The organism is Salmonella bongori NCTC 12419, from assembly GCF_000252995.1.
GTDB lineage: Bacteria > Pseudomonadota > Gammaproteobacteria > Enterobacterales > Enterobacteriaceae > Salmonella > Salmonella bongori.
Genome location: NC_015761.1, coordinates 3,094,076 through 3,116,969, shown reverse-complemented (window position 1 = coordinate 3,116,969; position 22,894 = coordinate 3,094,076). Strand labels below are relative to the sequence as shown.

General features: G+C 51.5%; 34 protein-coding genes and 1 tRNA gene. 26 read left to right on the top strand and 9 right to left on the bottom strand.

Going from position 1 to position 22,894, the window contains the following annotated elements:
• Positions 1-120: 120 nt before the first annotated feature.
• The gene (locus SBG_RS14735; RefSeq protein WP_001258712.1) at positions 121-624 is read right to left on the bottom strand and encodes a YbjP/YqhG family protein; all 504 of its coding nucleotides are present in this window, start codon (positions 622-624) and stop codon (positions 121-123) included.
• Positions 624-992 carry an NlpC/P60 family protein gene (locus SBG_RS14730; RefSeq protein WP_024135121.1) on the bottom strand — a complete coding sequence of 123 codons (369 nt, stop codon included), beginning with the start codon at positions 990-992 and terminating at the stop codon, positions 624-626. Before SBG_RS14730 ends, SBG_RS14735 begins: the two co-directional genes overlap by 1 nt.
• A 242-nt stretch (positions 993-1,234) precedes the next feature.
• Here SBG_RS14730 and yecR point away from each other — a divergent pair, with 242 nt between their 5' ends.
• Entirely contained in the window at positions 1,235-1,570 is a 336-nt protein-coding gene (gene yecR, locus SBG_RS14725) for a YecR family lipoprotein (protein ID WP_000716773.1), read from the top strand.
• Between the two features lie 120 nt (positions 1,571-1,690).
• Here the strand turns inward: yecR and SBG_RS22780 are convergent.
• The 3 genes from SBG_RS22780 to SBG_RS14715 form a co-directional block, all read right to left on the bottom strand.
• A tRNA-OTHER gene (locus tag SBG_RS22780) sits at positions 1,691-1,816 on the bottom strand.
• Positions 1,808-2,845: a phage integrase gene (locus SBG_RS14720; protein WP_000218395.1), complete on the bottom strand. Its 1,038-nt coding sequence runs from the start codon at positions 2,843-2,845 to the stop codon at positions 1,808-1,810. Before SBG_RS14720 ends, SBG_RS22780 begins: the two co-directional genes overlap by 9 nt.
• A complete protein-coding gene (locus SBG_RS14715) occupies positions 2,845-3,423 on the bottom strand; it encodes a phage repressor protein CI (RefSeq protein WP_001217271.1) in 579 nt (192 codons plus the stop codon). The genes SBG_RS14720 and SBG_RS14715 overlap by 1 nt, the downstream gene beginning before the upstream one ends.
• A gap of 130 nt (positions 3,424-3,553) precedes the next feature.
• Here SBG_RS14715 and SBG_RS14710 point away from each other — a divergent pair, with 130 nt between their 5' ends.
• The 6 genes from SBG_RS14710 (at position 3,554) to SBG_RS14685 (ending at position 5,300) form a co-directional block, all read left to right on the top strand.
• Positions 3,554-3,817, top strand: a complete 264-nt coding sequence (locus tag SBG_RS14710) for a hypothetical protein (protein ID WP_000135597.1) — start codon at positions 3,554-3,556, stop codon at positions 3,815-3,817.
• Positions 3,818-3,847: 30 nt separating this feature from the next.
• Positions 3,848-4,357, top strand: a complete 510-nt coding sequence (locus SBG_RS14705; protein WP_000459332.1) for a phage regulatory CII family protein — start codon at positions 3,848-3,850, stop codon at positions 4,355-4,357.
• Positions 4,358-4,364: 7 nt separating this feature from the next.
• Positions 4,365-4,592 carry a phage filamentation protein Fil family protein gene (locus SBG_RS14700; RefSeq protein ID WP_000920168.1) on the top strand — a complete coding sequence of 76 codons (228 nt, stop codon included), beginning with the start codon at positions 4,365-4,367 and terminating at the stop codon, positions 4,590-4,592.
• Positions 4,579-4,779 (top strand): hypothetical protein, encoded by a 201-nt coding sequence (locus SBG_RS14695; protein WP_000085639.1) that lies wholly within the window; start codon positions 4,579-4,581, stop codon positions 4,777-4,779. The genes SBG_RS14700 and SBG_RS14695 overlap by 14 nt, the downstream gene beginning before the upstream one ends.
• Positions 4,780-4,848: 69 nt before the next feature.
• Positions 4,849-5,076 carry a DUF2732 domain-containing protein gene (locus SBG_RS14690; protein ID WP_001246236.1) on the top strand — a complete coding sequence of 76 codons (228 nt, stop codon included), beginning with the start codon at positions 4,849-4,851 and terminating at the stop codon, positions 5,074-5,076.
• Positions 5,076-5,300, top strand: coding sequence for a TraR/DksA family transcriptional regulator (locus SBG_RS14685; RefSeq protein ID WP_000752604.1), 225 nt, complete (start codon positions 5,076-5,078; stop codon positions 5,298-5,300). Before SBG_RS14690 ends, SBG_RS14685 begins: the two co-directional genes overlap by 1 nt.
• A gap of 21 nt (positions 5,301-5,321) precedes the next feature.
• Here SBG_RS14685 and SBG_RS22835 read toward each other — a convergent pair whose 3' ends face one another.
• A complete protein-coding gene (locus tag SBG_RS22835; protein ID WP_153655389.1) occupies positions 5,322-5,915 on the bottom strand; it encodes a hypothetical protein in 594 nt (197 codons plus the stop codon).
• Between the two features lie 25 nt (positions 5,916-5,940).
• On the opposite strand from SBG_RS22835, the gene SBG_RS14675 reads away from it, so the two are divergent.
• The 4 genes from SBG_RS14675 (at position 5,941) to SBG_RS14660 (ending at position 10,191) form a co-directional block, all read left to right on the top strand.
• Positions 5,941-8,160, top strand: a complete 2,220-nt coding sequence (locus SBG_RS14675; protein ID WP_000503833.1) for a replication endonuclease — start codon at positions 5,941-5,943, stop codon at positions 8,158-8,160.
• 117 nt (positions 8,161-8,277) lie between these two features.
• On the top strand, positions 8,278-8,718 hold the full coding sequence (locus SBG_RS14670; protein ID WP_000373435.1) for a DinI family protein: 441 nt from the start codon (positions 8,278-8,280) through the stop codon (positions 8,716-8,718).
• An 82-nt stretch (positions 8,719-8,800) separates the two neighbouring features.
• Complete coding sequence (locus SBG_RS14665) at positions 8,801-9,532, top strand: hypothetical protein (RefSeq protein ID WP_000381894.1); 732 nt, start codon at positions 8,801-8,803, stop codon at positions 9,530-9,532.
• Between the two features lie 110 nt (positions 9,533-9,642).
• Positions 9,643-10,191, top strand: a complete 549-nt coding sequence (locus tag SBG_RS14660) for a hypothetical protein (RefSeq protein WP_000033213.1) — start codon at positions 9,643-9,645, stop codon at positions 10,189-10,191.
• 379 nt (positions 10,192-10,570) lie between these two features.
• Here the strand turns inward: SBG_RS14660 and SBG_RS14655 are convergent, their stop codons facing one another.
• The 3 genes from SBG_RS14655 to SBG_RS14645 form a co-directional block, all read right to left on the bottom strand.
• Positions 10,571-11,575: a hypothetical protein gene (locus SBG_RS14655; RefSeq protein WP_000338485.1), complete on the bottom strand. Its 1,005-nt coding sequence runs from the start codon at positions 11,573-11,575 to the stop codon at positions 10,571-10,573.
• Positions 11,576-11,652: 77 nt separating this feature from the next.
• Positions 11,653-12,699 (bottom strand): phage portal protein, encoded by a 1,047-nt coding sequence (locus SBG_RS14650; protein ID WP_000517958.1) that lies wholly within the window; start codon positions 12,697-12,699, stop codon positions 11,653-11,655.
• Positions 12,699-14,468 carry a terminase ATPase subunit family protein gene (locus tag SBG_RS14645; protein WP_000156054.1) on the bottom strand — a complete coding sequence of 590 codons (1,770 nt, stop codon included), beginning with the start codon at positions 14,466-14,468 and terminating at the stop codon, positions 12,699-12,701. Before SBG_RS14645 ends, SBG_RS14650 begins: the two co-directional genes overlap by 1 nt.
• Before the next feature lie 165 nt (positions 14,469-14,633).
• Between SBG_RS14645 and SBG_RS14640 the strand changes: the two genes are divergently transcribed.
• From SBG_RS14640 to SBG_RS14570, 15 genes are all read left to right on the top strand, one after another.
• Positions 14,634-15,488 carry a GPO family capsid scaffolding protein gene (locus SBG_RS14640; RefSeq protein WP_001085936.1) on the top strand — a complete coding sequence of 285 codons (855 nt, stop codon included), beginning with the start codon at positions 14,634-14,636 and terminating at the stop codon, positions 15,486-15,488.
• Between the two features lie 75 nt (positions 15,489-15,563).
• On the top strand, positions 15,564-16,631 hold the full coding sequence (locus SBG_RS14635) for a phage major capsid protein, P2 family (protein ID WP_001248604.1): 1,068 nt from the start codon (positions 15,564-15,566) through the stop codon (positions 16,629-16,631).
• 3 nt (positions 16,632-16,634) lie between these two features.
• The gene (locus SBG_RS14630; protein WP_000203474.1) at positions 16,635-17,384 is read left to right on the top strand and encodes a phage terminase small subunit; all 750 of its coding nucleotides are present in this window, start codon (positions 16,635-16,637) and stop codon (positions 17,382-17,384) included.
• A 93-nt stretch (positions 17,385-17,477) separates the two neighbouring features.
• On the top strand, positions 17,478-17,984 hold the full coding sequence (locus tag SBG_RS14625) for a head completion/stabilization protein (protein ID WP_000214255.1): 507 nt from the start codon (positions 17,478-17,480) through the stop codon (positions 17,982-17,984).
• Complete coding sequence (locus tag SBG_RS14620) at positions 17,984-18,187, top strand: tail protein X (RefSeq protein ID WP_015703020.1); 204 nt, start codon at positions 17,984-17,986, stop codon at positions 18,185-18,187. Before SBG_RS14625 ends, SBG_RS14620 begins: the two co-directional genes overlap by 1 nt.
• A 3-nt stretch (positions 18,188-18,190) precedes the next feature.
• Positions 18,191-18,487: a phage holin family protein gene (locus SBG_RS14615; protein ID WP_000134659.1), complete on the top strand. Its 297-nt coding sequence runs from the start codon at positions 18,191-18,193 to the stop codon at positions 18,485-18,487.
• Positions 18,474-18,971: a glycoside hydrolase family 24 protein gene (locus tag SBG_RS14610; protein ID WP_001144116.1), complete on the top strand. Its 498-nt coding sequence runs from the start codon at positions 18,474-18,476 to the stop codon at positions 18,969-18,971. Before SBG_RS14615 ends, SBG_RS14610 begins: the two co-directional genes overlap by 14 nt.
• A complete protein-coding gene (gene lysB / locus SBG_RS14605) occupies positions 18,968-19,381 on the top strand; it encodes an Rz-like lysis system protein LysB (protein ID WP_000866102.1) in 414 nt (137 codons plus the stop codon). The genes SBG_RS14610 and lysB overlap by 4 nt, the downstream gene beginning before the upstream one ends.
• Complete coding sequence (gene lysC, locus SBG_RS14600; RefSeq protein WP_229025472.1) at positions 19,281-19,526, top strand: Rz1-like lysis system protein LysC; 246 nt, start codon at positions 19,281-19,283, stop codon at positions 19,524-19,526. The genes lysB and lysC overlap by 101 nt, the downstream gene beginning before the upstream one ends.
• Positions 19,489-19,956 carry a phage tail protein gene (locus SBG_RS14595; RefSeq protein WP_001169076.1) on the top strand — a complete coding sequence of 156 codons (468 nt, stop codon included), beginning with the start codon at positions 19,489-19,491 and terminating at the stop codon, positions 19,954-19,956. The genes lysC and SBG_RS14595 overlap by 38 nt, the downstream gene beginning before the upstream one ends.
• Positions 19,949-20,398, top strand: coding sequence for a phage virion morphogenesis protein (locus tag SBG_RS14590; RefSeq protein ID WP_001293103.1), 450 nt, complete (start codon positions 19,949-19,951; stop codon positions 20,396-20,398). The genes SBG_RS14595 and SBG_RS14590 overlap by 8 nt, the downstream gene beginning before the upstream one ends.
• A 68-nt stretch (positions 20,399-20,466) precedes the next feature.
• On the top strand, positions 20,467-21,108 hold the full coding sequence (locus SBG_RS14585) for a phage baseplate assembly protein V (RefSeq protein ID WP_001094753.1): 642 nt from the start codon (positions 20,467-20,469) through the stop codon (positions 21,106-21,108).
• Complete coding sequence (locus tag SBG_RS14580; protein ID WP_000127150.1) at positions 21,105-21,452, top strand: GPW/gp25 family protein; 348 nt, start codon at positions 21,105-21,107, stop codon at positions 21,450-21,452. The genes SBG_RS14585 and SBG_RS14580 overlap by 4 nt, the downstream gene beginning before the upstream one ends.
• Positions 21,453-21,458: 6 nt before the next feature.
• Positions 21,459-22,367 carry a baseplate assembly protein gene (locus tag SBG_RS14575; protein ID WP_000246675.1) on the top strand — a complete coding sequence of 303 codons (909 nt, stop codon included), beginning with the start codon at positions 21,459-21,461 and terminating at the stop codon, positions 22,365-22,367.
• Positions 22,360-22,890 carry a phage tail protein I gene (locus tag SBG_RS14570; protein WP_001000071.1) on the top strand — a complete coding sequence of 177 codons (531 nt, stop codon included), beginning with the start codon at positions 22,360-22,362 and terminating at the stop codon, positions 22,888-22,890. Before SBG_RS14575 ends, SBG_RS14570 begins: the two co-directional genes overlap by 8 nt.
• Positions 22,891-22,894 lie beyond the last annotated feature (4 nt).

The following is a 22,894-nucleotide window of genomic DNA, read 5'->3' as shown; positions in this document are numbered from 1 at the left end:
CGGGTAAATGGCCTGTGTTGCTTGCGTTACTGAATCCGCAGGAAGACGAAAAAAAGCCCTATGACTGTTAAGGATGGCCGCTCATTGAGATTAATTGAGCAGCCGTCATAATCTCCCTAATTAATTGATGCTTGCGGCGTGTTGCTTCGCTTTTTCTATGGCGTGCGTGTCAAATATATACTGCTCGTAATTATCGGTTATATCTTTCACTCTGTATATTTTCCAGCGGCCATCCTCTTTTATCAGGTATACACCGATTTGGTAAGTTTTATTGTTTTCACAACCTAACCAGACGTTAACATACTTACCGCCAAAATAATCCTTAGCATCACCCACCCTTAAGCGCGGTATCCAGTCAGCGGCATAGTCTTGTGCGTATGTGTAATAATCAGAACCAACGATTTCCTGCTCATAAATATATGAAATGACGCTCAATTGATTTAGTGTCTCTTGAGCAACGTAATCTTTCATCTTTTCGGGATCTGGTTTTATTTTCCCTGTGCTATTAGCATAAACATTTAAATAATACGAGTAAAAATCAAATACCCGTTTCTGTGCCTGTTCAGGATGCGAACTGCATGCTGAAAGTAGAGAGATAAATAAAATCGCAATGAAAGTGCGCATTAGTTCATCCTGTACATTTGGTACGACGGCTTTGCTGAGCGATAACCAGGCCCGCCCCAAAAATCCCTCTGTTTAAAGTCAGAATACCAGTCCTGCCCGTCGTAAATCGCCATATGTCCCGAAGTATTCCCTCCTGTGTAGGGCTGTATCACAACCACGTCACCTGCCATGGGGGATTGCGTTGAAGATATTTTTCTAAACCCTGCCGCCTCCAACATCGGGCCGTAGTCTTTTGCATGGTGTGTATTTATGACATTTATCCCGCCAGCATGAATTGCCCGCCGCACGTATGCGGCGCAGTTGCTTGTTGGGCCTGGCTCGGCTTGAGCTTTCGCGTAGTTGCCTGCGCTTCTTGGATCCCATCCCATGATTATCATCCATTCCAGTTAAAGGAGTTGCTAGTAGATACCCAATTAATTAGGGAGGTTAATCATTTAGTGCCGCAGAAAGCGTAACGTGCTGTGTGAGGCTAGTGCGCTTGATGCTGAGAGCAGGCGGAATCAATCGCGAGGAGATAGCCTAAACGAATTCCGAAAATAAAAGGGCGCGGGTATGTTTCCGTACATGCCGGGTGCATCATGAAAAATCCTATAAGGAAAAGGGTTTTATCATGAAAAAAATTGCATTTTGTCTTTTTGGTTTTTTAATACTTTCTGGTTGCACTGTTCATAAGCAAATGACACCCGTCGGAGGAAGTAAAGCCGATGGAACGATCAGGATGGGGTATCACGTTGGCGAAAGTTACGGCGCGTTTGAAAAAGCGAGCGTAGATATGAATCAGGGCCAATCATTGGCCGCCCAAAAATGCAGGGTGTGGGGATATGATGGCGCCGAGGCGTTCGGAGGCCAGACGTCACAATGTACGGATCCCAGCCCAATAGGATGCAGACAAATGGACGTCTACGTCGAATATCAGTGTATTGACGGGAAAGCGTCACAGAACTAAAACAACAAGTAGCCGGTCAAACGACCGGCTTTTTTTGTCTATGGAAAACCCCAGCTAGGCTGGGGGTTTTCCATAGATAACAAAAGGACTCACGTTTTTAGCGTAAGCCCTTGTTTTATTTGGTGGCCCCTGCTGGACTTGAACCAGCGACCAAGCGATTATGAGTTCCTAACAGAACAACCGAAAATCAATAGGTTGCTTTATAAATCATAGACATAAAGGGCCACTCTTGACCAGCTAAGGGCCAGTTTGAGCCATTTCTACCGCCATTTTATCGCCACTCATCGCCAGTGGATTAAGTTTAACGGCATCCTCTAAGTGGTCAGGGGCAAAGTGCGCATATCGCATCGTCATTTTTATGTCGGTATGACCAAGCACGCGCTGCAAGACCAGAATATTACCACCATTCATCATAAAATGGCTGGCGAAGGTATGCCGTAAAACGTGGGTAAGTTGCCCGGCCGGTAATTCGATGCCTGTCCTTTCCAGAGCAGACCTGAACGCCCCATAACAATCACTAAACAGTCGGCCTTTTTTGTCATCAGGTAGGGAGTCATAAAGCTCTTTACTGATGGGAACTGTGCGGTTTTTTCTGCCTTTTGTGTTGGTGTACGTGATTTTGTATTTCGCGAGCTGGCTTTTTTTCAGGCTCTCAGCCTCTGACCATCGAGCGCCAGTGGCGAGACAGATTCTCACCACTGTTTCTAAATCAGGGTGGTCATGGCGTTTGCACTCTCCGAGCAGTTGCGCAATCTGGTCGTGAGTTAACCAGGCCATTTCCATTTCTTCTGTGCGGAAAGGGCGCATATTTTTTAGAGGATTTTCACCCTTCCATTCGCCGAGGCGATTTAACTCATTGAACACCGCGCGGAAGTAAGCGAGTTCAAGATTAAGCGTGCGAGGGGAAACCTCTTTAACCCTATTTGAACGGGCATATTCACCCTTTAGCCGCTTTTCCCGGTAGCGGGAAAACATCTGTGCATCGAAATCGCGTGCGAGTGGTTCGCCCATACACTCAAAGGCATGGTGCATAGCTAGCTGGCGTTTTAGTCCGTCTCTCAAGGTAATACCATGAGCGCTATACCATGCGTCGACCAATTCTTTTAGCGTTCGCCTGTCTTCCTTTTCCTCCTGCCACGGATTTTGTACGGTGTATTGTTCAAAGGCCAGCGCTTCACCTTTGGTGGCGAATTTCTTTCTGATACGCTTGCCTTTTGCCCCGTTAGGATAAAGTTCGCAAATCCAACCTCCAGCGGGGTTTTTACGGACAGTCATCAATTAACCTCGCTGTACACACCTACCACTCTACCCAGCGTCTTTATGTCATCAATACCGCACTCAAAAGGAACCTTTCCACCAGTAACGTGCAATTTTCTACCCGGGAGTTTTGTTAGCTCTCGAATACTAATTCCACCCTCTATGTCGACCAGCCAAAGGCCGTCAGAGAGTGATGCCTGCTTATCAATGAAATGGAGTTTTCCTTCCGTTCGTATAGCCATCGCATCTGTAAGCGGCTTTGTGAAAAAATGAGCGTCGACTGTTATAGAACCATCACTTTTGAGTATTTCTTCACTTAATGTGAATAACTCGATGCTCATTGTGTCCTCGGCTGTCGCAGAAGATGTGAACGGTTGCCCTTTTCCTGTAAGTAACCACTGCAGATTGGCCCCTGTTTCAAGAGCGCAGTGTGCCGCAAAGTCATACGAAATAGCGCCTCGGGTATATCTGTTAGAGAGGGAGCTCGATGCAATATCGAAATGGTTAGCTAGCTGAATTTTCTGTGAAAACCCGTAAGCCTCGCAGATGCGATCCAGTACATCAACGTTGCTCCATCCTAAAGAATCTATTCTCATATCGATAAAACCTATTTACTACTTCTCAATTGGGAAGTATATTTTGGCTAAACCTACGCAATTGATGGCCCTATGTTGGCAAACGGTGGCCCTTTAATTGCAATCTTTGGCAAATAGGGAATCATGCAACATGGCTTCTGAAATCGCAATCATCAAAGTGCCTGCCCCCATCGTCACCCTGCAACAGTTTGCAGAACTTGAGGGGGTGTCATACCGCACCGCGCGCCGCTGGACAACCGGAGATAACCCGCGTTTACCTATCGAACCTCGCGTTATCCGTAAGGGCTGTAAACGTGCTGGCGGTCAAGTTCGTATCTACTATGCCCGCTGGAAAGAGGAACAGATGCGTAAGGCATTGGGCCATTCCCGTTTTCAACTCGTTATTGGTGCGTAATTCACTTTATGTGAATTTTGAGGGCTCAACATGTTTGATTTTCAGATTTCCAAACATCCCCACTATGACGAAGCGTGCAGGGCTTTTGCGCAGCGTCACAACATGGCGAAGCTTGCCGAGCGTGCGGGTATGAATGTTCAGACGTTACGTAACAAGCTCAACCCGGAACAGCCTCACCAGTTCACGCCGCCTGAATTGTGGCTGCTGACTGACCTGACCGAAGATTCAACCCTCGTTGATGGTTTTCTGGCGCAGATTCATTGCCTGCCATGCGTGCCGGTTAATGAGCTGGCTAAAGACAAATTGCAGTCTTATGTCATGCGTGCAATGAGTGAACTCGGCGAGCTGGCGAGCGGTGCAGCCTCTGACGAGCGCCTGACCTCTGCCCGTAAGCACAACATGATTGAAAGCGTTAATGCTGGCATTCGCATGTTGTCGTTGTCGGCGCTGGCGTTGCATGCGCGTCTGCAGACTAATCCCGCTATGTCGAGCGTGGTCGATACCATGAGCGGTATTGGCGCATCCTTCGGGCTGATTTGAGGTGCGTATGCTGAAAAGTGAACCGTCATTCGCGTCTCTGCTCGTTAAACAAAGCCCCGGCATGCACTACGGCCACGGCTGGATCGCAGGTAAGGACGGCAAGCGCTGGCACCCGAGCCACTCACAGTCCGAATTATTAAAAGGGCTGAAAACAAAGCCGCCGAAATCGTCAGGTTTTTTAATTATTCGTATTGTCCACTTTATTATTAAAGGGGTTAAACATGTCACGCGATGAATTAAGGATTGTTTTAGGTGCCATGATTCCGAACATGGAAGACGGTTTTGAAATTAAAACCCGCGATGGGATAATTTTACGAGTTGACCCGGAATGGGAGTGCTGCAAGCAGTTTAAAGATAGCCTGAAAGCTGAAATTATCAGCCAATTGAAAAGTAAACCAGCCGTCGTATTTGGTTATAGCTAATTAAAAAAAAGAAATTATCTGGCGTAAACCCGCCGGGCTTCTTATTGCCCGAAATCAGGAGAATCAATTATGCGTAATACCGAAATCCGTAGTTTTAACACTGATAGTGATGCGCTGGCCGTATTGCTGATCGATGCAAAAAAAGAAGAGCGTAAAGACCGCGCGCTCGCTGTTTCCATCCGCCTTGAGGCGCTGGCTATCCATATCACCAAAGAGGGTATGAGCGGCACCGAAGCTGCCGAACTGCTGCGTCGTGAAGCAACCCGCTTTGAGAATGAATCACAGGAGCTGCACTAATGGCCGACGCAATGGATTTAGCACAACAGCGCGAGCAGGAAGACCGCGAGCGCCACATCAGCAACGCGCGCAGCCGTATCGCTGCGCCTTCCCGTTTTCTTTGCGAAGAATGTGACGCACCAATCCCGGAAGCTCGCCGCGCTGCGATTCCGGGCGTGGCTTTTTGCGTGACCTGCCAGCAAATCGCCGAACTTAAATTAAAACACTATCGGGGTGCGATATGACTACCAGACCACTAAGCCAGCTCAAGAAAGCGGCGCGTATTTGGGATAAAGCCCATCGAGGCATCGCGGCGTTTTGGCTGCGTCAGCATGCCACATCCAAACAGGGTGAATATCACCCGAAAGAATCGAAGCTACAAATTTTGAAAAAACTTCGGGAACAGCAAAAAGCTCAGTCGACATCGGTAAATGCTGGGGATTTCCAGAGCGATAAAACTCAACAGTCCGCCGAGTACAGCGAGCCGACACATGAATATCTGTCGATAGTTCTTCCCAGGTCTGCCAGTCATCCAGTTGAGATACTGGGGTATCCAAATAACGTCGATTTAAAATTTGTAAGGCGTGCCGAACATGTGTTGACCATTCTTCGCGTGGTTTCCAGCTATGTGGACAATTCCACTCAATTTTCCGACCTAGCTCATGCCGACCAGCTATTGAAAGAGGTAGCCGGTCTGCTATGTGGCATTGAGTCTCAGAAAGAAAAGCATCGCAAATGCCCAGCATGTCGGATGCGGAAATGATCTTCATTGGTTCTTTCGTAGCTTCGAAAGCTGTCACCTCTGTAATCGAATCAACATAGCGGCGTTGGGTGGGATCTTCTTCAGTGAATAAAGTCATAGACACACCTGTCTCAGCAAAGGCTATGGGTGAGATTGATTATGCCTTTGTATGGAATTTTCCAAAACAGGCAATAGCCAGCCCATATCTTACCTATGACCAACAATATCGCCGCGACCGTATGCTCGCGGCTTTGCTGCATGCGAGAAAGGTGCTTTCTCTCCAGCCTGAATGCGTGCGTTTTGATGTTTATCGCACCGCTGCTGTGCTGGAGAAAAATCAGGGCAGTCAACGAGCCAATGCCTTTTTAATAAGTTTCTGCAAAAGGGTATTGCCACGTCTTGAACTGGTCGCAAAAAAATACGAGTGCGCGGGTATCAACAGCAATGTATCAGCCGCTGTTTTTGGCAGTCATTTTGATACTGAACTTATGCAATATCTGGCGTCACGCATGGTCAATATGGTTGCCAGATATAACCGACTCCCGGACATGTCACGCGCCGATATCGACCTTTTGGCCGCTGATATCGCGAATTTCATTCGCGCTGAACTGGCTGACATTGATGACACCGGATTTAGCGAGCTTAAAACGCTGTACACCTGGTACATGCGCGCCGGTTTTATTTCTCTGCAATTCAATGTTACCCCTCCGCATTGGGAGCGAGTGACAAAGAAATATGTCGGAGAAGATGAAATCGCCCCGGCCATCGCTCGCATGTTTAACGATGTGTGGTGGCGTGGTCGTCTTCGTCGCATTGCGGCTGCATGGCGCGAACATCTGCAAATTACTGTCGGTAACGTCAGTAAGAAAAAGCATGCCTATGCGAGTAAAAACTGCGTGACTGACTGGCGTGAACAAAAGCGCCGCACTCGTGAATTTCTCAAAGGTCTGGATCTCGAAGACGAAGACGGCAACCGTATCAGCCTGATTGAAAAATTTGACGGCTCGGTCGCTAACCCTGCGATACGCCGCTGCGAGCTGATGACCCGCATCCGTGGGTTTGAAAATATCTGCAATGAACTCGGATACGTCGGGGAGTTTTACACTCTGACCGCACCGTCTAAATATCATGCCACGACTAAAGGGGGATACCGTAACAGCAAATGGAACGGCGCCAGCCCGTCGGACACGCAGAGCTACCTAACCGGCCTTTGGGCGCGCATTCGTGCCAAGCTACATCGGAAAGAAATTCGCATTTTCGGCATACGTGTTGCCGAGCCTCATCACGACGGAACGCCGCATTGGCACATGCTTATGTTCATGTTGCCAGAAGACGTCGAGCGCGTGCGCCTCATCATCCGCGATTATGCATGGGAGGAAGACCGCCACGAACTTAAAAGTGATAAGGCTAAAAAAGCCCGCTTTCATGCTGAGGCTATCGACCCGGAGAAAGGCAGTGCTACCGGTTATGTCGCGAAATACATTTCTAAAAACATCGACGGTTATGCTCTCGATGACGAGACCGATGACGAAAGCGGTGAGCTGCTAAAAGAGACGGCGCCCGCCGTTTCAGCATGGGCGGCGCGCTGGCACATCCGTCAGTTTCAGTTTATCGGCGGTGCGCCGGTGACGGTCTACCGTGAATTGCGTCGTCTCGCTGATACCGAGGTCGCGCACGGTCTGAGCGTTGAGTTTGCCGCCGTCCATGATGCCGCTGACGCCGGTGACTGGGCTGGTTACGTTAATGCGCAGGGTGGGCCGTTTGTCCGTCGCGATGATTTGCAGGTGCGCACACTGTATGAACCGCGCACCGAGTTTAATCAGTATGGTGAGGAAACCGTCTGCATTCGTGGCGTATACGATTCCGCTATTGGTGCTGGCACTCCGATTTTAACCCGGCTAACGCAGTGGAAAATTGTGCCGAAGCGTGCCGTTGATTTGGCCGTTGACGTTAAGGGCGCTCCTGCGCCCTCTCGGAGTTCTGTCAATAACTGTACGGGAAGCGAAAGCGATCCACCGGAACTCGATTTATCTAAACCCCTAAGTCGACGTGAAAAACGAGAGCTGACAAACCGACTCAGGAAGCAAAAGCCAGCAATACGGCGAAAATTTATCCACGGAACGGATGAGCAAAACGCAGCTATAGCGAAAACTATCGACGAGATACATCTGACTACCGGCATCACAATCAGCCGGGGCGAAGCCCTGCACCTGATGGCCGGTGGTAAAAGTTGCTTTAACGGTAAATGGTTGAGAGGAACGGCCAAGGGAGAAATATTTACCTCAGCACCATCGTATCAGGCTAAGGCTAGGATAATCCTCAATCGTGTTGCGGCTTTAGCTGAACTCGCAACGAAAATATAACCGTTAATATTCATCCATATCATGTACATACAGTGTGTTTAACTGTGATTTTTTCTTCACACCTTTTGTTATTACGTGTTACTGTATGTATATACAGTATCTCGTAATGGAGGTTGTGTGGATAGAGAGCTAAACGAGCACGTTATGATTGAGCGGGTCGAAATGATTGCGCGTCTGACTGCTGAAGGTACTTGTAAGGAAAGAGATCGTGAAATTGCATTGAATCTAATCGCGGAGATAGCAAGAGGCAACCTAATGAAAAATAATAATTTTTCTGTTGTTTTTTCCGCGCCACCTGTTGATGCAACCTTTGCAAAGGAGGGCAAGGTGAAAGTAAATATCACGTTGGATAAAGACCAAAAAATCGGCCAGCCGGTAATTGATGCTTTTCAATGCGAATTGACCAGGCGAATACAGTCTGTTTTCCCCTCAACGCGCGTTACTGTTAAAAAGGGAGCCATGACCGGTGTCGAGCTGATGGGATTCGATAAAGATTCAGACCGCGAAGCGCTGGATAGCATCCTTCAGGAAGTGTGGGAAGATGAGAGCTGGCGTTAATCCCTGAAAAATGTGCAACCCTCGACCCCATGTTTGATAGCATGGGGTTGTTTTGTATGGGGATTACACACTAAGGAAAATCATGGATACCGTAATAGCATTTTTATCTCTGGCTCTCTTTATTGCTTTTATCGTGGGGTTAATCAAGCCGTCGATGGTTCGAATGCCGAACCGTAAGCGCTCCAGTGCGGTTTATCTCGGTGGCTGTCTGGCGCTGGGTGTTATTGGCTCAATCTTATGGCCGACTGAAAAAAGTCAGCCTGTGGCAAAAACTGACGTGCCGGAGGTTAAAGTGGAACCGACTACGCCAACGTTTGAGTACGCAGATAAGACTCTCAAAGAATATCGCAATGAGCCAAAAGAAACCCGGCACGATATCGTTAAAGGCTATGTTGGCTTCAAAGGTGTACCGGTAAGCTCTGCTGATGCTTTTTATGCCTGTATGAGTGAGTACACTTTTACGAAAGATGATGCGTTAAAGCTCGGTGATGTGTTGGGGTGGTGTTTCAACGACTTCGAGAAGGATCCACAATCCCTGAATAATAAAATCAATCTTGACGCATTTCAGGGTAATTTTAGCGGTTGGGATGGCTCTTATCGCCCGTTAGAGAAGCTGATAAAAGCCAGCATGAATGATGATTCTTCTTATAAACATGTTTCAACGGTCTACCATCTGATTTTGAATAAAGACCCGCATGCCGTTGTAAAAACAACGTTTCGCGGTACTAATGCTTATGGTGGTGTGGTCAAACAAACCGTAGCGGCACGCGTCAACGTGCGAACGGGTGAGGTCGATTCGATACTCGACAATTAAACAATATAGTGACGAACGCTGCCGGTGCTGAAACTCGCTTTCAGTACTGGCAGGGTTGAACAACGAGCCCTGCGAGGCGTTAGATACTTACAATCGAAAGAGGATAGATTATGTCAAAGTTTACAGAGCTGTGCAGTGCATATACCGAGTTTCGGAACAAACTTTCTGATACTCGATTTGATGCGTATAACTTTTCTGGTCACGTGATTAAAAATTATTTAGATTATCTTGGGATTGATAATGAAAAAGCATATAAAATAATCCCGTTAGATAAAGATGAAAAACCAAATACGAAATATACTCCCACTGGAGCTACTCATTTGGGGGATGATGGGTTCTGGCATTTAGGATTTATATTGACCGTCTATAAAGACTCTAATACTTACCCACAGTCGCCTTTCCAAATAGATTTCAAATTCAGAAAAAATGATGATGACTCATATACATTTGGTGTTGATAGCATAGGTTTCGCAACAAAAATCACCTCTCTCATCAACTCAAATGAATTCACACCTGTATTTGACAAAATTCAAGAGTGTATTCTAGGGCACTTTCAGGAATTTGAAGACTTTCTTGTTGGTAAGCATGACAAGATGTCATCTATTGGATTCATTCAAGAAGGTATTTTTGCGAAAATTAACAGCGAAAAAAATGAGTAAAGAGTACGCAAGTAAATGATGCATGCCTTAGGTGCATTTTTTTGCATGCCCCAGTCGTGCCAGTTCTGAGCGTATTCTGTCAGAGCTGGCGCGGTTCCAGAGTGGTCATGCACCTGCATTAAAACCGACCCATAAAGCGGGCAGGCGTGGCGGGGAAAGCATTGCGCGCCAGCGGTGGTGCGTAATATTAAAAATTATCGTCTGAGCGCGTCGTGATGGCGCTTTCGTGGTCGCTGTCGGTTCGTTGGTGGTCGGGGGTGGTTGTGCGCGTGTGGCGCGTCTGAGGCGTGACGGTGGTGTGCATGGAAAAGCCGCCTAGAGACAGCGGCTTAACAGGAATGGCGAGATTCAAACTGCTAATGTTTTTACAATGATTAAACTAATTTACATGTATGTAGAGTTCACAGTCACTAGACCAATCGGGACACTCTAAAACAAGCCCAAACTGCTTGAATATTTCACTAATGACTATTGTTATTTCCCGATAATCATCAAAACCTGTAATGTGCTGGTCATTAAACTTGCCATAAAGATTCTGAAAAGCAATGCCTAATTCTGATAATTGATATCTTATCTTTGAGTTGGATAGTGTAAGGGATAGCTTTGGATCGTATTCTTTAATATTGATATTTAGAGAGTGGACATAACCCATCGCATAAGCATAAGAGTTGATGATAAGCCTGATGCGTTTTTTTACTTCGAGATACATTTCACTCAGAGGCGTATTATAGCGTTTATAGTCCCAGATGAGTTTTCCAATCTCGTCAGATACTTCATTTACAACGGTATCAAGATTCTCTAGAAATAAATCGATAGTCTCTTGAGGGGCTGACCCTGAAGACATGTAATTAGCGAGATATTCAGACCATGCACGCGTGGCTGAGATAAGAAGCGCGCTGCCATACTCGTTGACCGTAAAGTTTTGGGCTAAGCATGTTAGTAAGTTTTTTTCATGTACGTGCACTAATTCATGGTGAATACGATGGATGACTGCGCGGTATCCTTCTTCGTTCAATTTTAAGAAGCTTCCATCATTGAAAAGCTCAGCAAAAAATTCAATAGATAGTACAAGGGTATATTCTTCACATAGCCCATCATTGCCAATTTTTGATACTAATTGTCCGACGGCTGCACCCTGTTTGCTATTGGTGTATGAACTAGGAGATTTGTGTTGGTAAGTGGATGTTATCTTTTGAAGGGCTTCGCTAAAGTTATAGGAAATAACAATGCATTTTAATTTTGAGATTTCAAGGTTGAGATTGTTATTTAAAGCCCGGATGGCTTCTAGCGTGAACCTACCGATATTATTTGCTTCTTCTTCAGTAGCGAAACCTTCCAGGGTTATTTCAAAATTAGTTTCCAAAATATTAATCTCCGCATCCATTATTTTGATATCTGATGCACTATAGCTTTCGCAGATTGTATCTTCAATGATGAGCGCAGAGATTAAGCTGACCTAAGTTATTCCGGGTTGTCGAGGGTGTACTCTTTGAACCTGATGACCTCCATGCCGAGCCAGTCGTTTACCTCCCTGAATCTGTCCTGTAAGGGTGATAACTCGTTACGCACAAAGACCTTTGCCACCTTCTCAACATCACCCATTGAGCCGATATTCTCAGGCTTGCCGCCCATGAGCTGGAAAGGTACGCGGTGCGCATCCATCAGGTCAGCGGCGCTGGCTTTCTTGATGTTGAAAAAGTCATCCTTTGTGGCGACTTCGCTCAATGGCACGATTTTTATGCCGTCCGGTTTCCCGTTCGGTGAGTAGAAAAACAGGTTTTTAAAGTTGCCGAGCCCTTTAGAGTTACGCATTGCATCGCGCAGCGATTCGACGTCAGTCGCGCTTTGCGCCGGGTCAGTCACATACATGATGTAACCTGCGTGCGCGCCGTTCTGGTAATACTTGCGGCGGAACAGCGTCGCGGATTCATTCAGCCAGGCGGAATTAAGCGCGCTGAGATATTCAGGCAGGCCGTAAATCTCCTGATTAATATCAGGCTCCAGCAGGTGGAACACGGTATCGGGTGCGAACTCATGCGGTTGAGTGAAGTTTTCCACAAACCAGAAAACCGAGTCATCGACCCCGCGCCGGGTATATTTTGCCGGTGAAGTCAGCAGTTTGATTAACTGGCCGGTGACGCTGTGGCGCTGCTCAAGAAAGGCGTTACCGAATACCAGATAGTCGAGCGCAAAGCGGCTGAAATCCTGACGGGACAGCAGTGGATGCGGAATGTAGGTACTTGCGAGCACATTGCGTTTAACGTAAATCGGCGAGCTGTGATGCACTGCAGAGCGCAGGCTTTTTGCCAGCCCGGAGAAGCTGACCGGCGGCTCGTACCATTTGCCGTTACTGATGCACTCGACGTAATCCAGAATATCGCGCTTATCGAGCACCGGCACCGGCTCACCGAAGGTGAATGCCTCCATTTTTTGCGGTGCGCTGGCTTTCAGTTGCTGTGGTGCGCGGGCTTTCTGCGCGGCGGCTTTACGGGATTTTTGCTTACCCATTAGTTGAACTCCAGAATAGATTTAGGCTGCATGCCGCTACCGGCAGAAAGCGGTTCGTTTAACAGGGCATGCATGGTGGCCCATGCGATATCAGCGTGACTGGCTTCCTCGGTGCGGCTGGCCTCATAGGTGGCGCTGCGCCCGCTGCTGGTCATGGTTTTGCGGATGGACATAAACGACTGTGTGACATCAGTTGCTCCGGCGTCGTACTCCAGACAGCCACGGCGAATCGTGTCTTTCGCCTTGAGCACCATTGCGGTTTTCATTTCTGGCGTGTAACGGATACCGCGTGCCGCCGGGTAGAATGAGCGCACCAACTGGAATACGCCGAGACCGAGGCCTGTTGCGTCAATGCCGATGTATTCGACGTTGTATTTCTCAGTGAGCCTGCGGATGCCTTCTGCCTGCGCGGCAAAGTCCATGCCTTTCCACTGGTGACGCTCCAGCATGCGAAACTTGCCACCCGAAACCACCGGCGGCGCGAGTACGACACATCCGGCACTGTCGCCGGTGTGGGACGGGTCGTAGCCAATCCAGACCGGTCGCGAGCCGAATGGATGGTCGGCGAACGGGGCGAAGTCCTCCCATGTTTCCATCACGTCGACCATGCAGCGCTGCAGTTCCTCGAACGGGAATACCGATGCCTTATCGTCGACAAACTCGCACATAAACAGGTTTTTAAAGTCCTCATCACTGTTTTCGCGTCTGAGCTGGTCGAGGTCGAACAGGGTGCAGCCACCGGCAAGGGCGTCCTCAATAGTGACAATCTGCCGCCACTGTCCGTCAGCGCAAAGAAGCCCACCGGCGAGCGCGCTGTGACTGATGTCGATTTCGATGCGGTCAGCGGCACTGGCGCGCCCCTTGTTGAACAGCTCGCCAGACCAGAAGGGGTAAGCGCCGTGCGCCAGCGTGGAAGGTGTCGAAAAGTAAGTTGAGCGCAGATGCTTTTGCGAGGCCATGCCCGATGCGACTTTGCGCAGCTTCTGAAAATTCGGGATCCAGAATATTTCATCGACATACAGGTCGCCGTTATGGCTCTGTGCGGTGTTGGAATTGGTGCCGAGAAAAATCAGCTTTGCGCCGTTGTTGCCGATGACAATCGGGTCGCCGGTCAGGTCGACGTCAACCAGTCGCGCAAACTGGATGATGTATTCCCGGAACACGTAAGCCTGCGTTTTACTGGCCGACAGAAAAATCTGGTTATGGCCGGTCTTGAGCGCGCGCAGCAGTGCCTCGCGGGAAAAGTAGAACGTCGCGCCAATCTGGCGGGATTTGAGAATATCGCGAATACGGTGCGCCAGTCCTGCCCGGTACCACTGCAACTGGTATTCGAAAGACTGGTCGAAGAAAATTTCTTCCAGCTTTGCGACAGCCTCATCGCTGAAAAAGTTCTTTTTCGGCCTCTTACGCTCCCCCTTGTTACGGTTGGCAACGTTGGGGTTAAGGTCGGCCTCGTTGCCGGTCTGGTTGTAGCGGTTGACGCGCGCCAGTCGCTCAATCTGCCGCCCGAGCAGGTCAATCTCTTTGAAGTCGCCGCCTGACTTTTGCGGCTTGGCGATGAGCTGAATCAGGCGCGCCTCAAGGCTGCTTTCGACACGGGAAATCGGTGCGATGCCGTCCCAGCCGTCGCGCTGTTTCCAACTCTGCACGGTCGGGCGCTTGACCTGCAGCATTTCGGCAATCTGTGGCACGGAAAAGCCCTGCCAGTAAAGCAGCGATGCCTGTCGTCGCGGGTCATGCAATAAGGTTGTATCGGTGGAAATGGTCATTGATGCCTCGCCGTAGTGGATTCAGGGCAAGGCTACTTAATGGCCGCCAGTGATTCGCTAAGGTGCTGTTGTGTGGGAGGTTATCCAGTCGTCATTGGTGGTCTGGCGAGTCCTGAGACTGGAAACTGGCGTTGACCCGTAACCCCAACCTCAGGACTCCTGACAATGGCAAAAAAAGTCTCAAAATTCTTTCGCATCGGCGTCGAGGGTGATACCTGCGACGGGCGCATTATCAGCGCCAGCGATATTCAGGAAATGGCCGAAACCTATGACCCGCGCGTCTACGGTTGCCGTATTAACCTTGAACACATTCGCGGCCTTTTGCCCGACGGCATGTTTAAACGTTATGGCGATGTGGTTGAGCTGAAAGCCGAAAAGATTGACGACGATTCTGCGCTGAATGGCAAATGGGCGTTGTTCGCCAGAATCACCCCAACCGATGACCTTATCGCGATGAATAAAGCCGCGCAGAAGGTCTATACCTCTATGGAAATTCAGCCGAATTTTGGTAACACCGGCAAATGCTATCTTGTCGGCCTTGCGGTCACTGATGACCCTGCGAGCCTCGGCACTGAATACCTCGAATTCTGCCGTAAGGCGAAGCACAACCCGCTGCAGCGCTTTAAGGCCAGTCCTGAAAATGTCTTTTCAGTCGCCACGCTGGCCGAACTGGAATTTGAAGATGTTCCCGACACAGTGCTTAACAGCCTGGCCGACAAGGTGAAAGCCATTTTCAGCCGTAAGCAGGTCAGCGACGATGCGCGCATGAGTGATGTGCATGAGGCGGTGACCGCCGTCAGCGAACATGTGCAGACCAGTCTCACTGCGCAGGATAAGCGTCTTTCCGATATGGAAACCGCGCTAGCCACCTTTAAACAGGAACTGACCGGCAAGGTTGAAGAAACCAGCCAGGCATTTTCCGCCCTGAAAACCACCCTCGACAAAACCGAAAGTTTCAGCCAGCCGCGACGCACGAAAGCCAGCGGCGGCGGTGGCGACGAGCTGCTGACCGACTGCTGATAAACCGCAGATTGGAACCGGGCGGCAATTCCGCCCGATGCTGTGACTAACCGATTAATTCAAACAGGAAATACTATGCGTCAGGAAACCCGTTTTAAGTTCAATGCCTATCTGACCCAGCTCGCCAAACTGAACGGCATCAGCGTTGATGACGTTAGCAAAAAATTCACCGTCGAGCCGTCCGTCACGCAAACGCTGATGAACACCGTGCAGGCGTCATCCGCATTTCTGCAGATGATTAACATTTTTCCGGTTGATGAGCTGAAAGGTGAAAAAATCGGTGTGGGTGTGGATGGCACTATTGCCAGCACGACCGACACCTCAGGTGACGATGAGCGTGAAACTGCTGACTTTGTCGCGCTTGAGTCCAATTTGTACGAGTGCAACCAGGTCAACTTTGACTTCCACCTGCGCTACAAGACGCTCGACCTGTGGGCGCGTTTTCAGGACTTCCAGCGCCGCATCCGTGACGCGATTATCCAGCGTCAGGCACTGGATTTCATCATGGCCGGATTTAACGGTACTCATCGTGCGCCGACCTCGAATCGCAAAACTAATCCAATGTTGCAGGATGTAGCGGTCGGCTGGCTGCAGAAGTACCGTAACGAAGCACCGGCGCGCGTGATGAGTAAAATCACCGACGATGAGGGTCAAGTCGTTTCCGATGTGATTCGTGTCGGTAAAAACGGCGACTATGAGAATCTTGACGCGTTGGTAATGGATGCGACAGGTACCCTGATTGATGAGGTTTATCAGGACTCAACCAAACTGGTTGCCATCGTTGGCCGTAAGCTGCTGGCCGATAAATATTTCCCGCTGGTTAACAAGCAGCAGGAAAACAGCGAGTCGCTCGCTGCGGATACCATCATCAGCCAGAAACGCATCGGCAACCTGCCTGCCGTGCGCGTGCCGTACTTCCCTGCGAATGCTGTACTGGTGACCACGATGGAAAATCTCTCAATCTACTTCATGGATGATGGTCATCGGCGTTCAGTCATCGAAAACCCCAAGCGTGACCGCGTGGAAAACTACGAGTCGATGAATATCGACTATGTGGTCGAGGCGTATGCCGCCGGGTGCCTGCTGGAAAACATCACCCTGGGCGATTTCACCGCACCTGCAGCACCGGAAAGCGGAGTCTAAACCATGACGAGCCCCGCACAGCGTCACATGATGCGGGTCTCGGCCTCTCAAGCCGCGCAGCGGGAGCAAGCCCCACTGCGCCATGCAACCGCCTATGAGCAGATGCTGGTTAAGCTGGCCGATGACCGCCGCACGTTAAAAAATATCCGTTCAAACGAACGTAAAGCCGAGAAAAAGCGCGAGCTGCTGCCGTTCTATGCGCCGTGGGTCGCCGGTGTGCTGGCTGATGGTCGCGGTGCGCAGGATGACATTGTCATGACCGTCATGCTGTGGCGTCTTGATGCCGGTGATATCGCTGGCGCGCTGGAAATTGCGCCCTATGCGCTGAAATACGGCCTCACCACTGACCATCGCCGCACGACGCCTTACATGCTGGTTGAGGAGGTGGCGCTTGCCGCACTGCGCCTGCGCGATGCCGGTGAGCCTGTCGACCTCGCATTACTGCTGACCACCCTCAGCCTGACCGACGGCGCTGACGTTCCCGATATGGTGCGCGCCCGTCTGCATAAGGTGACCGGCCTGACCCTGCGCGATATCGGTCAGAATGCTGAGGCACTGGCTCAGTTTCAACGTGCGATGCAGCTCGACCGCAATGCCGGTGTGCGCAAAGAGATTGAGCGGCTGGAACGCGCACTGAAGCCAAAAGCGGAGGCACCACCCCGTAAAACGACTAAACCGCGCACGCGCAAACCTGTCGCCAAACCGGCAGCAAAGCGCGGGCGTCCACCAAAGGCGGTAAAAACCGCCGGTTAACTGAACGCTCCCCGAGCCGGGCGGCACGCCGGTCAAAGCGGGTTTTGACCCTGACAGCGACCGGCGTCCACCGCCCAACCTGATGAGGTTGTCATGACGACAGTGATTCTGAACCAGCCCGACGAACCACAGGACGTACCGGGCGTGGTGATTCCCGTACCGGAGACGGGCGATGCAGTAATTAAAAACACGTTCTTTTTCCCTGATGTGGATCCGAAGCGTGTGCGCGAGCTGATGCGGCTTGAGCAGACGGTTTCCGATGCGCGCCTGCGCCATGCCATCAGAACTGGCATGGCGGAAACCAATGCGGAGCTTTACGACTACCGGCTGCGCCAGACTGCCGCCGGGTTTAAGCATCTGGCCGACGTGCCTGCTGAGGAAATCGATGGCGAGAATGTGCGTATTTTCCACTATCTGAGCGCCGTAACGGCGATGGCAACCGCCACCCTGTATGAGCGCTATCGCGGTGTTGAAGCCACCGGCAAGGGTGACAAAAAAGCCGACAGCGTCGAAACCACCATTGATGACCTGTGGCGGGATATGCGCTGGTCGGTCGCGCGTCTGCAGGACAAACCGCGCTGCATCGTGGGCCAACTCTGATGAAGGTCAGGTCGATGCAGGGCGACACCCTCGACGTGATTTGCGCCAGGTATTACGGGCGCACTGAGGGCGTGGTTGAAACGGTGCTGCAGGCTAATCCAGGCCTGTCTGAGCTGGGCGTCATTCTGCCGAATGGCACGGCAATTGACCTGCCCGATGTGCCGTCTTCACCCGTAACTGAAACTATCAATCTTTGGGAGTAAACCATGACAGAAGGGGAAAAAGGCGTCCTGTCACTGTTTGTGATTGGGGCACTGATTGTGGTCGGAAAAGTGCTGGCAGGCGGTGAACCCATCACCCCGCGTTTGTTTATCGGGCGCATGTTGCTCGGCGGTTTTGTCTCAATGGTCGCCGGTGTTGTTCTGGTGCAGTTTCCTGATATGTCACTGCCCGCTGTGTGCGGTATTGGATCCATGCTCGGTATTGCCGGTTATCAGGTGGTGGAAATCGCCATTCAGCGCCGCTTTAAGTCACAGAAGGGGGAAGGCGATGCCGGTCATTAATACTCACCAGAATATCGCCGCCTTTCTGGACATGCTGGCGTATTCCGAAGGAACGGCGAACCATCCGCTGACGAAAAACCGTGGCTACGACGTCATTGTTACCGGCCTTGATGGCAGGCCAGAGATTTTCACCGATTACAGCGACCACCCTTTCGCACATGGCCGACCCGCGAAAGTGTTTAATCGCCGTGGCGAGAAATCCACGGCATCGGGGCGTTACCAGCAGCTTTATATGTTCTGGCCGCACTATAAAAAACAGCTCGCATTGCCTGATTTCAGCCCACTGTCGCAGGACAAGCTCGCGATCCAGTTAATCCGGGAGCGCGGTGCTATTGACGATATCCGGGCGGGGCGTATTGAGCGTGCTGTTTCCCGTTGCCGGAATATCTGGGCGTCATTGCCGGGTGCCGGTTACGGCCAGCGCGAGCACAGTCTCGAAAAGCTGGTTACCGTCTGGCGCACGGCTGGCGGGGTGGTGGCATGAAAGTCCTGATAACGCTGTTTGTGCTGGCCGTGCTCGGTCTGATGTGGTTGCGCCATGAGAATGGCAATTTATCCCGTTCCTTTGAGACGGCAAACCGCGTTGCGAGCGAGCAAAAGGCGACGATTGGCATGCTGAAAAATCAGCTCAGTGTCGCCGGCCAGCTCGCCCGACGTAATGAATCCGCGCAGGTGGCACTGCGCGAACAGCTCGCAAAGGCAGGCGCAGAAGCAAACCGCCGCGAGCAGACGATAACGAGGTTACTTGATGAAAATGAAGCCTTTCGCCGCTGGTATAACGCTCCTCTGCCTGATGCTGTGCGCAGGCTGCACACCCGCGCCGCCTGCGCCAGCGCCGGTGATTGTGGTCAGCGGATGCCCGAGGGTGAGCCTTTGCCCGATGCCGGGAAGTGATCCGAAAACTAATGGTGACCTGAGCGCTGATATCCGCCGCCTTGAGGGCGCGCTGACCGCCTGCGCGCTACAGGTCAAAACCGTCAAACACTGTCAGGATGAACTCGATGCAGAAGCACAAAAGCCTGCGCAAGGCGCTGATTAACGCCGTGCCGCAGCTCCGAAACAACCCCGATATGCTGCGCCTGTTCGCTGATAACGGGCATACGGATTCCCGACTGGAGAGCTCGCTGTCGTTTGAAAAGGTGTACGTGCTTAACGTGGTGGTGACTGACTTTACCGGCGACCTCGATTTGATATTTGTGCCGGTACAGGCATGGCTGCGTGAGCATCAGCCGGACATTATGACCACCGACGACGGGCGGGAGAAAGGATTCACATGGGTGATTGATATCAATAACGACGACTCGCTCGATATCAGTATCAGCCTGAGACTCACCGAGCGCACGCTCGTCAAAGAGGTCGACGGCGCACTGCATGTCAGCTATGCCCCTGAGCCACCGCTGCCTGAGCCAGTGACGCGCCCGGTCGAGCTGTACGTTAACGGCGAGCTGGTGAGTAAGTGGGATGAGTGAGTTAACCGCGCTGCAGGAGCGCCTTACCGGTCTGATTGCCAGCCTGTCACCGGCGGCGCGTCGGCAAATGGCGGCTGACATTGCAAAAAAACTGCGCGCCAGTCAGCAGCAGCGCATCAGGCGACAGCAGGCACCCGACGGCACCCCGTATGCCGCCCGAAAGCGCCAGCCGGTACGAAGTAAGAAAGGCCGTATCAGGCGCGAAATGTTCGCCAGACTGCGCACTAACCGCTTTATGAAAGCCAAAGGCAGCGACAGTGCGGCGGTGGTGGAATTTACCGGCAGGGTACAGCGCATGGCGCGGGTGCATCAGTATGGTCTAAAAGACCGGCCAAATCGTCACAGCCGGGATGTGCAGTACGCGGCGCGCCCGTTGCTCGGTTTCACCCGCGACGATGAGCAGATGATTGAAGACATCATTATCAGGCATCTCGGTAAATAAATATTGTGTGAACCACCACCGGAGCCGCGCGAATTGGCGCGACTCCAGACCAGAGGCATCCTTGCACTATGAATACGTTATCCACAATACAGGAGCTCACGCGCGCGATTCGCAACCTCATCCGCTCAGGTGTGGTGACTGAGGTCGATACCGCGCAGGGGCTGTGCCGCGTACAAAGCGGCGGGATCCAGACTGCATGGCTGAACTGGCTGACCACCCGCGCCGGTCGTTCGCGGACATGGTGGGCTCCCTCGGTCGGTGAGCAGGTGCTGCTGCTGGCAATTGGTGGCGAGCTTGATACTGCTTTCGTGCTGCCGGGGATTTTCTCCGACGATAACCCTGCCCCGTCAGCCTCGGCGGATGCGTGGCATGTGGTGTTCCCCGACGGCGCTGTTATGGAGTATGAGCCGGAAACCGGTGCACTGACGGTCAGCGGCATCAAGACTGCCGATGTGACGGCATCGGAGTCCATTACCGCCACCGTGCCGGTGGTACTGGTAAAAGCGGCAGAACGTATCACCCTCGACACCCCGGAGGTGGTATGCACCAACAAACTGACGACGGCGACGCTTGAGGTGCAGAAAGGCGGCACCATGCGGGGAAACATCGAACATACCGGTGGCACGTTGAAATCAAACGGCGTACAGGTCGATGACCACGGTCACGGCGGCGTGCAACGGGGCGGGAGCTGGACGGAGGGCACCAGATGACGGCGCGTTATCTGGGGATGAACCGCAATACCGGCCTCGCTATCAGTGACAGTGAGCATATCAGCCAGAGCATGCGCGACATTCTGCTGACGCCGGTCGGCTCGCGGGTAATGCGTCGTGAATATGGCTCGCTCCTGTCTGCGCTGATTGATATGCCGCAAAACCCGGCGCTCAGGCTGCAAATCATGGTGGCGTGCTATTCCGCGATCCAGAAATGGGAACCACGCATCAGGCTTACCTCAATCAGCTTTGAGCGTGGCGACACTGGCGAAATGTATGTCGATATTACCGGGATGCGTACCGATACCGGTGCGTCAGTTTCAACCACTGTTTCACTGAGTTAAACCACTATGGCAACTGTTGACCTGAGTCTGCTACCTGTTCCTGATGTGGTCGAGGAACTGGACTATGAAACTATCCTTGCGGAGCGCATTGCAACGCTGATTTCGCTCTATCCGGAAAACCAGCAGGAAGCCGTCGCCCGGACGCTCGCACTTGAGTCTGAGCCAATTGTTAAATTGCTGCAGGAAAACGCCTACCGCGAGGTTATCTGGCGTCAGCGTGTCAATGAAGCTGCACGCGCAGTGATGCTGGCTTATGCCATAGAAAGTGACCTCGATAATATCGGGGCGAATTTCAGTGTTGAGCGCCTTGTCGTCACGCCTGCTGATGACACCACCATTCCACCCACTCCGGCAGAAATGGAACTCGACGCCGATTATCGTCTGCGTATACAGCAGGCTTTTGAGGGACTGAGCGTGGCGGGGTCTGTCGGATCGTACCAGTATCACGGCCGTAGTGCTGACGGGCGCGTCGGCGATATTTCAGTTATCAGCCCGTCGCCAGCCTGTGTGACGATTTCCGTGCTGTCTCGTGAAAACAACGGCGTCGCATCTGAGGAACTGCTTGCAATTGTGCGCAATGCCCTGAACGCAGAAGATGTCAGGCCGGTCGCTGACCGGGTGACGGTACAGTCAGCCGAAATTGTTAACTACCAGATTAACGCCACGCTTTATCTTTATCCCGGCCCGGAAAGTGAACCCATCAGGGCGGCGGCTGAGGCAAAGCTGAAAGCCTATATCAGCGCGCAGCACCGCCTCGGGCGCGATATCCGTAAATCAGCGATTTATGCCGCCCTGCATGTTGAGGGTGTTCAGCGGGTGGAGCTGGCGGCACCGGTCGCGGATATTGTTCTCGATAACACACAGGCGTCCTTTTGCACTGACTACAGCCTTGTAATCGGGGGCTCTGATGAATGACTCACGATTGCTGCCGGTAGGCTCATCGCCACTGGAGGTTGCCGCCGCAAGGGCATGTGCTGAGATTGAAAGAACGCCGGTCAACATCCGCTCGTTGTGGAACCCTGACACCTGTCCGGAAAATTTGCTGCCGTGGCTGGCGTGGGCATTTTCTGTCGACCGGTGGGATGAGAACTGGCCGGAGGGAACAAAACGTGCCGTTATCCATGATGCATATTTCATTCACTGCCACAAGGGGACTATCGGCGCAATCCGTCGGGTAGTGGAGCCTCTCGGCTATGTCATCAATGTAACGGAATGGTGGGAAAGCAGCGACCCGCCCGGCACATTCCGGCTTGATATCGGGGTGCTTGAAAGTGGCATTACCGAGGAAATGTATTTCGAAATGGAACGACTGATTGCGGATGCAAAACCAGCCAGTCGTCATCTGACTGGCCTGAATATTGTCCGGGACATTCCCGGTTATTTGTATACCGGCGGCGTGTCCTGCGATGGCGATATTATTACGGTTTACCCGGGATAAGTGA